The following is a 14,378-nucleotide window of genomic DNA, read 5'->3' on the forward strand; positions in this document are numbered from 1 at the left end:
CGGCGCATGGACGTCATCGAACTGCTCCCCCGGCTCCATCTCCTGCGCTTCCCCGTCGGGCAGGCGTATCTCTGGCGGGACGGAGAGGAGCTGACGCTGGTCGACGCGGGGACCGTCGGCTCGGGCCGGCCGATCGCCGACGCCATCAAAGACTTGGGCCGCGCGCCGGGGGACGTACGGCGGATCGTGCTGACCCACTTCCACGAGGACCACGCGGGCGGTGCCGGGGAGTTCGCCGCGCTGAGCGGCGCCGAGGTGCTGGCGCACCGGCTCGACGCGCCGTTCGTACGAGGTGACCTGCCCGGTCCGGCCCCGCGGTTCGAGGAGTGGGAGCTGCCGATCCACGCGGAGGCGGCGAGGCGGTTGCCGGAGGGCGAGCCGCTGCGCCCGCGGAGCGTGACGGCCGTGTCGGACGGTGAGGAGCTGGACTTCGGCGGCGGTGCGCGGGTGCTCCATGTCCCCGGGCACACCGACGGCGGCATCGCGCTGTTCCTCCCCGCCGAGGGCGTGCTGTTCACCGGCGACACCGTGGCGGCGTCGCCGGTCGACGCAGCGGTGATGCCGGGCGTGTTCAACCTCGACCGCCCACAACTCCTCGCCTCCTTCCACCGGTTGGCGTCCCTCGACGCGGAGGTGGCCTGCTTCGGTCACGGTGACCCGGTGGTGGGCGGGGCGTCGATGGTCCTGCGCGAAGCGGCGGACAGGCACCCGGCCGACGGCTGATCCTGGAGGCATGACCTCCACGCGCTTCGCCGCCCACGGCCGCGTCTCCGCCGCCCTCGCCCGGCTCGACGACCGGGAGCTGGCCGAACGGGTCGCGGCGGGCGAACCGCTCGGCACGGGGATCGGCGGCAGAGCCGTACGGCTGCTGGTCGACGGCCGGCCGGTGTTCGTGAAACGGGTGCCACTCACGGACCTGGAGCGGCGGCCCGGCAACGAGCGGTCCACGGCGAATCTGTTCGGGCTGCCGCCGTACTGCCACTACGGCATCGGCAGCCCCGGGTACACCGCCTGGCGCGAGCTGGCCGCGCACACGCTGACCACCGGGCACGTGCTGGGCGGCGGGTTCCCGGGCTTCCCGCTGCTGCATCACTGGCGTGTCCTGCCCGGCGAGCCGCAGCCCCTCCCCGAGGAACTGGCCGACGTCGAACGGGCCGTGGCCTACTGGGGCGCGGAGGTGCACGAGCGCATCGAGGCCCTGCGCTCGGCCTCCGCGAGCCTGGACCTCTTCCTGGAGTACGTCCCGCACACCCTGCACGACTGGTTCGACGCCGAGCTGCGCACGGATCGCGCCGACGCGGCCTGCCTGCGGGTGGCCCGTGGCCTGACCAAGCTGACCGACGCGCTGCACACCCAGCGCCTGCTTCACCTCGACGCCCACTTCCACAACATCCTGACCGACGGCCAGGCGCTGTACCTCACCGACTTCGGGCTCGCGCTCGGCGTCGAGTTCCACCTGGACGCCGCCGAACAGGAATTCTTCGCCCAGCACCGGCACTACGACCGCGTCTACACCATCAACCACCTGGTCGTCTGGCTCGCCACCGCGCTGTACGGGTACGGCCGGGACGAACGCGACGAGCAGCTGCGGGCCTGGGCCACCGGTGCCCGGCCCGAGGGCGTCCCCCGGGCCGCCGCCGAACTGCTGGCCCGGTACGCGCCCCTCGCCGTCACCATGGGCGGGTTCAGCCGGCGCCTGGTGCACGACAGCCGGCAGACCCCGTACCCGGAGGCGGAGCTGCTGCGCGCCTACAACAGCTCGATGCTCTCGGCGTAGTGGCAGGCGACCGGGTTGCCGCCGCCCCGGTCGACCAGGGCCGGTACCTCCTCCACACACGCCGTGCGCTCGGTCTCGGTGAGCCGGCCGGCGAACTTGGGGCAGCGGGTGCGGAAGCGGCAGCCGCTGGGCGGACGGACCGGGCTCGGCACGTCGCCCTGGACGGTGATGCGGGTGCGGGCGCGTTCCTTGCGCGGGTCGGGCAGCGGGATCGCGGAGACCAGGGCCTGGGTGTACGGGTGCGCGGGGCGGGCGAAGAGCTGCCGGGCCGGGGCGATCTCCACCAGGCGGCCGAGGTACATCACCGCCACCCGGCCGGCCACGTGCCGCATCACCGACAGGTCGTGCGCCACGAACAGGAAGGACAGGCCGAGTTCGCTCTGCAGATCCATCAGCAGGTTGAGCACGCCGGCCTGGATCGACACGTCGAGCGCCGAGACGGGTTCGTCCAGCACGATGACCTTGGGGCGCAGCGCCAGGGCGCGGGCGATGCCGATGCGCTGGCGCTGGCCGCCGGAGAACTCGTGCGCGAAGCGGTTGCCGTGCTCGGGGTTGAGCCCGACCAGTCGCAGCAGCTCGCGCACCTCGCCGGCGCCGCCGGAGCCGTACCGGCCGTGGATGCGCAGGGGCTCGGCGATGATCTCGTGGACGGAGATGCGCGGGTCGAGGGAGGCGTACGGGTCCTGGAAGACGATCTGCAGGTCGCGGCGGAGCGGGCGCATCTGCCGCCGGGAGAGGTCGGTCAGTTCGTGCCCTGCGTAGCGCACCTGCCCGGAGGTGGCGCGTTCCAGGTTGAGGACCGTGCGGGCGAGGGTGGTCTTGCCGGAACCGGACTCGCCGACCAGGCCGAGGGTCTCGTTCTCGTACAGGTCGAAGGAGACCCCGCACACGGCGTGCACGTCGCCGACCCGGCGGCGGACGACTCCCCGGGACAGCACGGGGAAGTGCTTGACGAGGTCGCGGACCTGGAGGACGGGGGCGCCGGTGCCGCCGTGGCCGGGCAGCGGGGGAAGGAGTGCGGCGGGCGCGGTCATGCGGGGTCCTCCTCGGTGCTCGGGGCGGTGTCGGCGAACCGGGCCAGCGCCTCGGCGTCGGCACCGACCGCGTCGAAGACCTGGTCCGCCCCGGTGCCGGCGAGTTCACCGGCGAAGTGGCAGGCGCTGAGGTGGGCGGCGGGCAGGGAGGGGCGGGGCCCCGGCCGGTCGGCGCCGGGTGACGGCCCCACCGCGGCGAGCGGCGGCTCGGTGGTGTCGCACACCTCCCGGCGCATCGGGCAGCGGGGGGCGAAGGGGCAGCCCGGGGGCAGGTTCAGCAGGGAGGGCGGGGATCCGGTGATGGGGGTCAGGCGTTCCTCGTCGCGGTCGAGGCGGGGCAGGGAACCGAGCAGACCGAGGGTGTAGGGCATGCGCGGTGAGTAGAAGATGTCCTCGACCGACCCGGTCTCCACGATCCGGCCGGCGTACATGACGGCGACCCGGTCGGCGTGCCCCGCGACGACGCCCAGATCGTGGGTGATGAGGACGAGCGCGGCGCCGGTCTCGGCACGGGCGGTCTCCAGGGCGTCGAGGATCTGCGCCTGGACGGTGACGTCGAGCGCGGTGGTCGGCTCGTCGGCGATGATCACGTCCGGGTCGTTGGCCATGGCGATGGCGATGACGACGCGCTGGCGCATCCCGCCGGACATCTCGTGCGGGTAGGCGTCGACGCGCCGTTCGGGGCTCGGGATGCCGACGGTGGCGAGCAGGTCGACGGCCCGTTCGCGGGCGGCCGGCTTCTTCATGTCCGGGTGGTGCCGCAGCAGGGTCTCGGCGATCTGGTAACCCACCGGATAGACCGGGTTCAGCGAGGTCATCGGATCCTGGAAGACCATGGCGATGCCGCTGCCCCGCACGTCGGAGAGCTGGTTGTCGGAGAGCCCGAGCAGTTCGGTGCCCTCGAACCGCACCGAGCCGCGCACCCGCGCCGCGCGGGGCAGCAGGCCCATCACGGCGAGGGCGGTGACCGACTTGCCCGACCCCGACTCGCCGACGATGCCGAGGGACTCGCCCCGCCCGAGCCGGTAGCCGGCCCCGCGCACGGCCCGGACGAGGCCGTCCTCGGTCGGGAACTCCACGCTGAGGCCGGTCACCTCGAGGACCGCGCCGGACTCGTCTCCTGGTCCGATGACCGTCACTGTCGCACCCTTTGCTGCCGGGGGTCGAAGGCGTCGCGCAGGCCGTCGCCGATGAAGTTGATGGTCAGGGCGATGGCGATGATGAACGCGCCGGGGATGTAGAAGAGCCACGGCCGGGTGTCCACGGCCGTCTGCGCCTGGGCGACCAGCAGACCGAGCGAGGTGTCGGGCGGCTGGACGCCGAAGCCGAGGAAGGACAGGGCGGTCTCGGTGAGGATGCCGGTGGCGACCAGGACGGTGGCGTTGACGATGATCGGGCCGAGCGCGTTCGGCAGCAGGTGCCGGAAGATGATCCGCCCGTCCGATGCGCCGAGGGCCCGAGCCGCCTCCACGAACTCCTTCTCGCGCAGCGACAGCACCGTCGAGCGCACGACCCGGGAGACGTACGCCCAGGTCAGTCCGGCGATGACCGCCGCGATCCAGTACCAGGAGCCGCCGCTGCGGGAGGAGATCACCAGGGCGATCGCGAACAGCGGCAGGGTCAGCACGAGGTCGGCGACGCGCATCATCACCGCGTCCACCACCCCCCGGTAGAAGCCCGCGACGGCGCCCCACACGGCACCGACCAGGGTGGAGCCGAGGGCGATCAGAATGGCGATCTTCAGCGAGGTCTGGGTGCCGCGCATGACCTGGGCGTAGGCGTCGTAGCCGGAGGCGTCGGTGCCGAACGGGTGCTTGAGGGACGGGGGCTGGGAGTTGTCGGGGGTGTACTTGCTGTAGGAGTAGTGCCACAGGTGGGGGCCGGCGAACGCCCACAGCACGATCAGCAGGAACACCACCAGGCTGATCATCGCCGCCCGGTGACGCAGGAAGCGACGCAGGACGAGCTGGGTCTGGGTGCGCTGCCGTACCGTGAACTCGCCGTCCAGGCGCGGCGCCCGGCGGCCGGCCTCGGTCTCAGTCATAGCGGATCCTCGGGTCGAGTACGGCGTAGAGGAGGTCGGCGACGAGGTTGAAGCCGATGACGACGACGGCGGACAGCAGCAGCCAGGCCATGGTCCGGTAGACGTCGAGGGTGGTGGCGGCCTGGACGAGCATCTCCCCCATGCCGTGCCACTGGAAGATCGTCTCGGTGACCACGGCGCCGCCCAGGATGATCGCGATGTCCAGGGCGGTGACCGTGGCCAGCGGGATGAGGGCGGTGCGCAGGGCGTGCCGGGTGAGCACCCGGGCCCGGCGCAGGCCCTTGGCGCGGGCGAGCCGGACGTAGTCGCTGCCGAGCACCTCGAGCATGGAGGCGCGGGTGTAGCGGGTCCAGGAGGCGAAGGAGACCAGGGCGAGGGTGATGGTGGGCAGCACGAGGTGGCCGACGCGGTCGGTGAACTCGTGCCAGGGGGTGTCCACGGGGAGGTAGGGCGACTTCTCGCCGATGGTGCCGAGGAACTGGCTGCCGGTCTGCTCGTTGACCCAGATCCCGGCCTGCTTGAGCAGCACCGCGAACCAGAACACCGGCATGGCGAGGAACAGGAAGCCGAGGAAGGTGATGGTGTAGTCGGCGGCGCTGTACTGGCGCAGCGCGCTGAACACGCCGAAGACGACGGCCAGCACGAGGGCGATCAGCATGGCGGCGGCGACGAGGGTGACGGTGACCCGGAAGCGGGTGAACAGGTCGTGCCCGATGTCGAGGTTGGTCTGCACGGACGGGCCCCAGTCGCCGTGCAGCACGCCGGTGATCCAGTTCCAGTAGCGCTCCACGGCGGGCTGGTCGGCGTGGATGTGCCGGGCGAAGGCGGCGACGGCGGCCTTGCTGGGGGCGGGCTGCCGTGAGGTGGCGAAGTTGGCGACCGGGTCGCCGGAGTTGACGACGACGAGGAACACGATGAACGTCGAGGCGATCAGGACGGGTATCGAGACGAGGATGCGGCGCACGGTGTAGGCGAGCATGCGGACTCCTCTCGCAGGCCCCGGCCCCGTGCGGTGCCGGGGCCGGGCACTGGAGTGCTGGTTGCGGCCGGGCTACTTCTTCAGGCCCCAGGCGCCGGTGTTGTACGCCGGGCCCACGTTCGTGGAGTTGTTGCGCATGTTCACGAACCGTGACTGCACGGCGAGGAAGGTCGGCTTCTGGTACAGCGGGAGCACATAGGCGGCGTCGACCATGATCTTGTCCGCCTGATTGAGCAGGGCGGCGGCCTTCGTCGGGTCGGTCTCGCCGACGGCCTGGGCGATCAGCTTGTCGACCTGCTTGTCGCTGTAGCCGCCGTAGTTGCCGCCTCCGCCGATGGCCCAGTTCTGCTGGGCGCCGGAGGTCGGGAAGGGCGCCGCGACCCAGGCGAAGACGATGATGTCGTACTGGTGGCCCGCCAGGACGGTGCCGAGGTCGGCCGCGCCGATCGGCTTGATGGTGACCTTGATGCCGAGGTTCCCGAGGTCGCTCTGCAGGATCTGGCACTCGCTCTGCCGGATCTGGTTGCCGGTGGTGTAGCGGCAGTTGAAGGGTCCCACGGCCTTGCCGTCGGGGGTCTTCAGGGCACTGCCGACACCGGTGAACTTGGCGTCGGTCAGGAGCTTCTTGGCCTTGGCGAGGTCACCGGAGCCCTGGCCGGTGGGCGTGACGAGGTCCTGGTATCCGGCCTGCCCGGGCACGAAGTTGTGGTTGCCGAGCTGCTTGACCGCGGGGTCGAACTGGCCGACGGTCTTGGCGACGACGTCCTTGATGCTGATCGCGGTGAACATCGCCCGGCGCAGCGCGGTGTACTTGCCGAGCACCGGGTTGTGCAGGTTGAGGTCGAAGTGCTCCCAGGTCAGGCCGTTGCCGATGGTGTAGGTGACACCCGGGATGTCCTTGACCTGGTTGACGAGGTCGACCTCGGGCTGCGGGTAGATGCCCTGCACCTCGTTGTTGCGCAGCGCGATGGGCTCCTGGGTGGCGTCCGTGATGACCTTGAAGATCAGCCGCTGCAGGGTGGCCTTCTTCGCGCCCCACCACTTGGGGTCGGGGACGTAGGTGGCGTGGTCGTTGTCGACCCACTGCTGCATCTTGTACGGGCCCGCCGTCGCGTACTTGGTGGGCGGGGTCTTCTGGAAGTACTGCCAGCCCTGGGTGAGCTGGGCTGCGGTCATGTGGGCGGCGTCGCCCGCCTTGGCGCCGGAGAGCTTCTCGGCGACGTGGGCCGGGTAGAGGGGGTAGCCGCCGCCGAAGAGTGACTTCCAGTCGGAGTAGGGCTTGGTCATCACCACGGTGACCGTCCTGCCGCCGTCGGAGCCGGTGACGGACTTGATGCGGTCGTATCCGGCCGTGGACTGCGGCAGGCAGCCCTTGGTCTGCGTGGAGTCGCTCGCGGGCGGCGGCGGGCAGTCCTTGCCGTTGTTGGTGCGCCAGTAGTAGACGAAGTCGTCGGCGGTGATGGGCGTGCCGTCGTTCCAGGACGCCTTGGGGTTGATCTTGTAGACGAAGGTCTGCGGGCTGCTCTTCGTCTGGGTCGCCGAGGTCACCAGGTCGGTGTTGAGGGCGACGGTGAAGTCCGGCTGCGGCACGAAGACCTGGGGCAGGACGACCTCGAGGGCCTCGGCGTTCTCGAAGGTGTTGCCGTTGGTGTCCTGGACGTTCCACTGCTGGATGTTCTTCTCCAGCACGTAGGTGAACGTTCCGCCGGCCTTGGTGGCGCCGGAGTTGCAGGTGTTGGCCCGGCCCGCGGTGGAGCAGGACGCCAGACCGGCCGAGCCGCCGCCCTTGGGCGACGTACCGCCCCCGCCGCTGCTGCAGGCGGCGAGGACCAGGGTGAGCCCGGCGGCCAGGGTGGCTCCCCGCGCCAGGGCCGAGGATTGCGCGCGCATGTCCCTCCTCCGGCCGGCGGATTCCCGGCCTTGTCGCTGCGGCCGGCGGCCGCGAGGAAACTGAGCTGCGCAACGACGTTAGAACGCCTGTGTACCTTCTTCAGGTTCCTGTTCATACCGGGACGGCGACAATTCACCCTCGCTTACCCCTCGGAACCGTCCAGGGCGTGCAAAGTGCTGTGATCACGACCCAGGAACGTCAAAATCCCCGCCAACATCACGAATGCGACGGGGATTTGATCGGCTGTCAGCTGCCGGTGTCCGGTGTCGGGTGTCCGTTCAGGCGGCTTGGCCGGTGACCGGCACGCCGGCCTCCAGATAGAGCGCCGCCCCGCGCTCGCGCGCCCGCAGCGCCCAGCGCAGCCGCTCGTAGCGGACCGGGGGCAGCATGCGGGCGGCCTCCTGTTCGGTCGCGAAGCGCCAGCCGCGCAGCTCCGGGCCCGGCAGCAGCACCCGGGAGGCCTCGGCGGAGTCCAGCCGGCCGCCGTCGAAGAGCAGGCGCAGTCCGCCGTAGCCGGGGGGCGTCGGCCGCTCCCAGTCCACGACGAGCAGCCGGGGCACCTCGCGGAGCGTGATGCCGGTCTCCTCGGCGACCTCGCGCATCCCGGCGCGGGCGGGAGCCTCCCCGCGCTCGACGACCCCGCCCGGGAACTCCCAGCCGGGCTTGTAGGTCGGGTCCACGAGCAGCACCCGGTCCCGCTCGTCGAAGAGGAGCACCCCGGCGGCGAGGGTCTCCGCGGTGGGTTCGGGCGTCTGCACGATGTCGCACGGGGGTACGGCACCGCTGCCGACGGCGTCGGCGATGCGGACGGCGGTCTCGTACGGGGTGAGGGCGCTGGTGTCGACGAGGTGGGCGTCGGCGGTGAGCCAGGAGGCGAGCGCGGCCCGGTAGGGCTCGAGGTGGCCGTCGGACCACTGCCGTGCCCGTATCGCGCCGTCGGACGGGTCGGGCGGGACGTCCCGGCCGGCGATCCGCTCGCGCAGGATCGTTTCGGCCGGGGCGAGGAGCAGATGCCGTACGGCGATCCGGCGAGCGGCGAGGCCGCCGAAGATCTCGTCCCGGTACTCCTGGCGGAGCAGGGTCATCGGGACCACGAGGGTCCCGCCCAGCTCGGCGAGCATCGCGGCGGCCGTGTCGATCACGAGCCGGCGCCAGATGGGCAGGTCCTGGAGGTCGCCGACCTCGGTGAGGTGTTTGGGCGGCAGCAGGTGCGGGAGCGCCGCGCCGATGACCTCGGGGTCGAAGAGCGTGCTGTGCGGGATCAGTTCGATCAGTTCCCGTGCGGTCGTGGTCTTTCCCGCACCGCACGCGCCGTTGATCCAGACGACGGTCACGGACTCCCCCTCTTCTGTTGGCCCCCTGTGGCTTGCCCGCTTCACCCTGCCACGGAAACCACATCCAGTTGAGGGCGCACAGCAGAGTGCCGGCGCCCCCTGCGGCCCGGGACACCGGCATCTGCCTCCGGCAGTACTACGCCTGCTCCGGGGCGTGGCCGTCGGTGGCCGGGCCGTCCTCGGCGGCGTGGTGGGCGGCGGTGTCAGGGGCCCCGGAGACGTTGCGGTCCTGGTGGCCCGCATGGTCCTCGGCGTGCGACGGGGTGACGGCGGCCACGACGAATCCGGTGGCCAGGCTGGCGAGGGCGAGCATGCTGCGCTTCTTCATGCCCCGATCAACTGCGCAGCCGCCCCCGGGTCACGCCCACCGGCCGGAAACCTTGCCGACCGGCCGCGAAACCGTGGGGCCGTGGTGATCACCGGGCGGCTGTCGTCCGGGATCCGGCCCGCCGGCCCGCGACCAGGAGTCGGCACGATGACCAGCACCCGCCCGATCACGACCCGGGACCGGAACGTCAAGCACGACGGCGCCGGGTTGGTGACGCGCTTCGAGGTCGACACGGAGTTCGCCGGCCGCTGTCCGGTCCGGCAGGTCGGGGCTGGATGACGGCAAGACCGGGCGATCCAACACAACCGAACGCCCGGTCTTGCCGTCATCCCACAAAACTCCCGGTCGTCAAGAGCCCTGACGGAATATCGAACAATGTGACGCGGCTCTTCCAACAGAGTCCGACAGGCCCTACCGTAAGCGCGCACCGGTGACACGCACACGCCGTCATTCCACCTGCGAGTCGGAGGAGTGTCAACGATGCGTCACCCCCACCCCCGCACCACCCGCCGAAGACTGCTCGGCGCCCTGGCCGTCGGACTCCTGTGTTCCGCGGGGCTTGCCGCTCCCGCCGCCGCGGCACCGGGCCCACGCCCCGGGGCCGCCCCCCTGGCCGACGGCCTGGCCCCCACCCCGCCGATGGGCTTCAACAACTGGAACTCCACGCACTGCCGCCCCGACTTCAACGAGGCCATGGTCGAGGGGATCGCCGACCTCTTCGTCCAGAAGGGCCTGAAGGACGCCGGCTACCAGTACGTCAACCTCGACGACTGCTGGGCGCTGCCCGGCCGGGACGCGAACGGCAAGCTGGTGCCCGACCCCGCCCGCTTCCCGCACGGCATCAAGGCCGTCGCCGACTACGTCCACGCCAAGGGCCTCAAGCTCGGCATCTACACCAGCGCCGGCATCAAGACCTGCAACAGCGCCGGGTTCCCGGGGGCGCTCGGCCACGAGTACAGCGACGCCCAGCAGTTCGCCGACTGGGGCGTCGACTATCTCAAGTACGACAACTGCAACAACCTCGGCGTCGACGCGAAGCTGCGGTACACGACCATGCGGGACGCCCTGAGGGCCACCGGCCGGCCCATCGTCTACAGCATCTGCGAGTGGGGCGAGAACAAGCCCTGGGAGTGGGCCTCCGGCGTCGGCCAGCTGTGGCGGACCACCGGGGACATCAGCGACAGCTGGAGTTCGATGCTGTCGATCCTGAAGAAGAACCTCCCTCTCGCCCCGTACGCCGGACCCGGCCACTGGAACGACCCCGACATGCTGGAGGTCGGCAACGGCGGGATGACGGACACCGAGTACCGCTCCCACTTCTCCCTCTGGTCGGTGATGGCCGCCCCGCTGCTCATCGGCACCGATCTGCGCAAGGCCTCACGGGCGACCTTCGACATCCTGGACAACAAGGAGGTCATCGCGGTCGACCAGGACCCCCTGGGCAAGCAGGGCACCGTGGTCTCCTCGGCCGGCGGACGCTGGGTGATCTCCAAGGAGATGAAGGACGGCAGCCGCGCGGTCGCCCTGTTCAACGAGTCCGGCTCCGCCCAGCGGATCGCCACCACCGCGAGCGCCCTGGGCCTGCCCGACGCCCCCGCCTACACCCTGCGCGACCTGTGGCAGCACCGCAGCTACCACACCGCGGGCACCGTGGCGGCCACCGTCCCGGCGCACGGCACGGTCCTGCTGCGCGTCGCCGCCGGGCCCGGCTGGGCCGACCTGCCGCCGGCCGTGGAACTAGGTGCCGACGGCGGCCCGTTCGTCGAGGCGGCCACTCAGGCCCCCCTCACCACCGCCGTGACCGACCTGGGCCGGACCCCCGCGCGCCAGGTGTCCGTGTCGCTGACCGGCCCGGACGGCTGGAGCCTGCGCCCGGCCTCCCCGACGACCGCGGACACCCTCGCCGCCGGCGCGTCGCTGCGCACCTCCTGGACGGTCACCGCCCCGGCGGGGACGCCGCCGGGGTCGTACGACCTGTCGCTCAAGGCGAGCTACCGCTCGCCGGACGGAGCGGCCGCGGACGGCACACTGCCGGTGACCGTGACCGTCGTCCTCCCGCCGCCCACCGGGACCTCGTACGTCAGCGATCTGCCGTGGCTCGCGGCGGCCAACGGCTGGGGCCCGGTCGAGCGCGACACCAGCAACGGGGAGAACGCGGCGGGCGACGGCCGGCCGATCACCCTGGGCGGCGTCGGGTACGCCAAGGGGCTCGGCGTCCACGCCGCGAGCGAGGTGTCCTTCTACACCGGCAAGGCGTGCGAGAAGGTCACCGCGGACGTCGGCGTGGACGACGAGAAGGGCACCAAGGGCACCGTCGCCTTCGAGGTGTGGGCGGACGGCACGAGGGTGGCCTCGACCGGCACGCTGACCAACGCGCAGCCCGCCCAGCGGGTCAGCGCCGATGTCACCGGCGCGCAGGTGGTCCGGCTCGTCGTCACCGACGCGGGTGACGGCATCGACTCGGACCACGCGGACTGGGCGGACGCGCGCCTCAGCTGCTGAAGCCGGCACATCGGCCGCTGGGACGACCGCCGGAACGGCTGTGGGAACGGCTGCCGTTCCCGCTGCCGCACCGGCCGCCGGAACCGTTGCGGAAACGATTCTGAGGGGTTTCGGTCCGCCCGCAGGTCACACTCCCGCCGCGGTCGCGTCCCGTCTGCGGGCCAGCGCGGCCGCGGCGGCCCCGACCAGGCCCGCGTCCGTGCCCATCTGGGCGGGCGTGACCGTCAGCCGCCGGACGAAGGACAGGGTCGCGTAGTCGGCGAGCGCCTTGCGCAGGGGTGTGAAGAGGATGTCGCCGGCCTTGCCGACGCCCCCGCCGATCACCGCGATGTCGATCTCCACCAGGGTGGCCGTGGCCGCGATGCCGGCCGCCAGGGCCTGGGCGGCCCGCGCGAAGGAGGCGAGGGCCGCCGGGTCGCCCTCCCGGGCTGCGGCGGCCACCGCGGCCGCCGAGGTGTCGCCGTCCGGGCCCGGCCGCCAGCCCTGCTCCAGGGCGCGCCGGGCGATGTTGGGGCCGCTGGCGATGCGCTCGACACAGCCGCGCGAGCCGCACGGGCACGGGTCGCCGTCGAGGTCGACGCTGATGTGTCCGATGTGCCCGGCGTTTCCGGTCGGGCCGGGGTGGAGCTGTCCGCGCAGCACCAGGCCGCCGCCGACGCCCGTCGAGACCACCATGCACAGCGCGTTGTCGTGGCCGCGGGCGGCGCCCTGCCAGTGCTCGGCCGCGGTGATCGCCACGCCGTCGCCGATCAGCTCGACCGGCAGGCCCCCGGTGGCCGCGCGTACCCGCTCGACCAGCGGGAAGTCGCGCCAGCTGGGCACGTTCACCGGGCTCACGGTGCCGGCCGAGGCGTCCACCGGTCCCGCGCTGCCGATGCCGATCGAACCGGCACGTCCCCACAGCGGCGATCCGGCGAGGTCGCCGAGCACCCCCTCGACGGCCTGCATGACCGTTTCGCCGTCCTGCTGGGCGGGCGTCGGGCGCTGGGCGCGGGCCTGGATCCGTCCGTGGCCGTCCACCAGCGCGCCGGCGATCTTGGTGCCGCCGATGTCCAGGGCCGCCACTAGGTCGGTGTGCATCAGAGTCAGTTCTCCCCGTTGAAAGCTCGGAAACCAAAGAGAGCAGACCGGTCAGGCGGTGGGGGCGCAGGCCGGAGACAGCGGTGGACAGTCTCTCGCGCATCTGACAACGTTGTCCAGGCTCTATGCTCGACGCCACATCCTCATACAAGCCGATCGATCGCCGCATCCCCCGTGGCGGCACCGACGACAGGACAGGACGCCGCATCGTGCCCGAGACCACCCGCCGCGCAGACCGTCCCGCAGACCGACTCGCCGGGGCTCGGTACGGCAACCGGCCGACGATGAAGGACGTGGCCGCACGCGCCGGGGTGGGTCTGAAGACGGTGTCCCGGGTGGTCAACGGCGAGCCCGGGGTCACACCGGACACCGAGCGCCGGGTCCAGGAGGCGATCGACGCGCTCGGCTTCCGCCGCAACGACAGCGCCCGGGTGCTGCGCAAGGGCCGCACGGCGAGCATCGGGCTGGTCCTGGAGGACCTCGCGGATCCGTTCTACGGCCCCCTCAGCCGCGCGGTCGAGGAGGTGGCCCGCGCCCACGGCGCCCTGCTGATCAACGGCTCCAGCGCGGAGGACCCCGACCGGGAGCAGGAGCTCGCGCTGGCGCTGTGCGCCCGCCGGGTGGACGGGCTGGTGGTGATCCCGGCCGGGGACGACCACCGGTATCTGGAGCCGGAGATCAGGGCGGGCGTGGCGACCGTGTTCGTGGACCGGCCGGCCGGGAAGATCGACGCGGACGTGGTGCTGGCCGACAACTACGGCGGTGCCCGCGACGGGGTCGCCCATCTGATCGCGCACGGTCACCGCCGGATCGGGTTCATCGGCGACATGCCCCGCATCCACACCGCGGCCGAGCGGCTGCGCGGCTACCGGGCGGCCATGGAGGACGCCGGGATACCCGTCGAGGACGCGTGGATGTCCCTCGGCGCGACGGATCCGGTGCGGGTGCGCCGGGCGGCCGAGGAGATGCTGTCGGGCCCCTCCCCGGTCACCGCGGTCTTCGCGGGCAACAACCGGGTGACGGTCACCGTGATCCGCGTCCTCGCCGAGCAGCCCCGGCCGGTCGCCCTGGTCGGCTTCGACGACATCGAGCTGGCCGACCTGCTCCGGCCGGGGGTCACGGTCGTCGCCCAGGACGCGGCCGCCCTCGGCCGCACCGCCGCCGAACGTCTCTTCCGTCAGCTGGACGGCACTCTCGTCGCCCCGGAGCGCATCGAACTGCCGACCCGCCTGATCACCCGGGGCTCCGGGGAACTGCCGCCGGCGGACTGATCGGCGCGTCCGCGTCGCTCGGCCGGGTCCGCCGCAACGGGGCCGACGTCTCCTGCGCACCGGACTCCGGGGGCGCGCACGCAGGACGGCGCGGCGCGCGGCCCGGCGGACGCAAAACCGTCCCCGAGCCGTACGCCG

The 14,378-nt window shown here is 72.1% G+C and carries 12 protein-coding genes and 1 pseudogene; 5 read left to right on the forward strand and 8 right to left on the reverse strand.

Annotated features, from left to right (window positions below; genetic code table 11):
- Positions 1-6 precede the first annotated feature (6 nt).
- Both ACZ404_RS01790 and ACZ404_RS01795 read left to right on the forward strand, forming a co-directional pair.
- The gene (locus ACZ404_RS01790) at positions 7-723 is read left to right on the forward strand and encodes an MBL fold metallo-hydrolase (protein WP_468435286.1); all 717 of its coding nucleotides are present in this window, start codon (positions 7-9) and stop codon (positions 721-723) included.
- Positions 724-733: 10 nt separating this feature from the next.
- Positions 734-1,777: a BUD32 family EKC/KEOPS complex subunit gene (locus tag ACZ404_RS01795; RefSeq protein ID WP_468435287.1), complete on the forward strand. Its 1,044-nt coding sequence runs from the start codon at positions 734-736 to the stop codon at positions 1,775-1,777.
- Here the strand turns inward: ACZ404_RS01795 and ACZ404_RS01800 are convergent.
- The 7 genes from ACZ404_RS01800 to ACZ404_RS01830 form a co-directional block, all read right to left on the reverse strand.
- Entirely contained in the window at positions 1,750-2,811 is a 1,062-nt protein-coding gene (locus ACZ404_RS01800; protein WP_468435288.1) for an ABC transporter ATP-binding protein, read from the reverse strand. The genes ACZ404_RS01795 and ACZ404_RS01800 overlap by 28 nt on opposite strands.
- Positions 2,808-3,950 carry an ABC transporter ATP-binding protein gene (locus ACZ404_RS01805; protein ID WP_468435289.1) on the reverse strand — a complete coding sequence of 381 codons (1,143 nt, stop codon included), beginning with the start codon at positions 3,948-3,950 and terminating at the stop codon, positions 2,808-2,810. The genes ACZ404_RS01800 and ACZ404_RS01805 overlap by 4 nt, the downstream gene beginning before the upstream one ends.
- Positions 3,947-4,855 (reverse strand): ABC transporter permease, encoded by a 909-nt coding sequence (locus tag ACZ404_RS01810; RefSeq protein WP_468435290.1) that lies wholly within the window; start codon positions 4,853-4,855, stop codon positions 3,947-3,949. The genes ACZ404_RS01805 and ACZ404_RS01810 overlap by 4 nt, the downstream gene beginning before the upstream one ends.
- Positions 4,848-5,834 carry an ABC transporter permease gene (locus ACZ404_RS01815; protein ID WP_468435291.1) on the reverse strand — a complete coding sequence of 329 codons (987 nt, stop codon included), beginning with the start codon at positions 5,832-5,834 and terminating at the stop codon, positions 4,848-4,850. Before ACZ404_RS01815 ends, ACZ404_RS01810 begins: the two co-directional genes overlap by 8 nt.
- 72 nt (positions 5,835-5,906) lie before the next feature.
- The gene (locus ACZ404_RS01820) at positions 5,907-7,724 is read right to left on the reverse strand and encodes an ABC transporter family substrate-binding protein (protein ID WP_468435292.1); all 1,818 of its coding nucleotides are present in this window, start codon (positions 7,722-7,724) and stop codon (positions 5,907-5,909) included.
- A 279-nt stretch (positions 7,725-8,003) separates the two neighbouring features.
- Positions 8,004-9,059 carry an NUDIX hydrolase gene (locus ACZ404_RS01825; RefSeq protein ID WP_468435293.1) on the reverse strand — a complete coding sequence of 352 codons (1,056 nt, stop codon included), beginning with the start codon at positions 9,057-9,059 and terminating at the stop codon, positions 8,004-8,006.
- Positions 9,060-9,195: 136 nt separating this feature from the next.
- Entirely contained in the window at positions 9,196-9,387 is a 192-nt protein-coding gene (locus ACZ404_RS01830; protein WP_468435294.1) for a hypothetical protein, read from the reverse strand.
- Positions 9,388-9,561: 174 nt separating this feature from the next.
- Here ACZ404_RS01830 and ACZ404_RS01835 point away from each other — a divergent pair.
- A pseudogene (locus ACZ404_RS01835) lies at positions 9,562-9,657 on the forward strand (ADP-ribosylation/crystallin J1); the annotation flags it as partial.
- Positions 9,658-9,867: 210 nt separating this feature from the next.
- Positions 9,868-11,889 (forward strand): NPCBM/NEW2 domain-containing protein, encoded by a 2,022-nt coding sequence (locus tag ACZ404_RS01840; RefSeq protein WP_468435295.1) that lies wholly within the window; start codon positions 9,868-9,870, stop codon positions 11,887-11,889.
- Between the two features lie 126 nt (positions 11,890-12,015).
- Here the strand turns inward: ACZ404_RS01840 and ACZ404_RS01845 are convergent, their stop codons facing one another.
- Entirely contained in the window at positions 12,016-12,969 is a 954-nt protein-coding gene (locus tag ACZ404_RS01845) for an ROK family protein (protein WP_468435296.1), read from the reverse strand.
- 209 nt (positions 12,970-13,178) lie between these two features.
- On the opposite strand from ACZ404_RS01845, the gene ACZ404_RS01850 reads away from it, so the two are divergent.
- A complete protein-coding gene (locus ACZ404_RS01850) occupies positions 13,179-14,240 on the forward strand; it encodes a LacI family DNA-binding transcriptional regulator (RefSeq protein ID WP_468435297.1) in 1,062 nt (353 codons plus the stop codon).
- The last annotated feature ends 138 nt before the right edge of the window (positions 14,241-14,378 follow it).

The organism is Streptomyces sp. NPDC030798, from assembly GCF_055572275.1.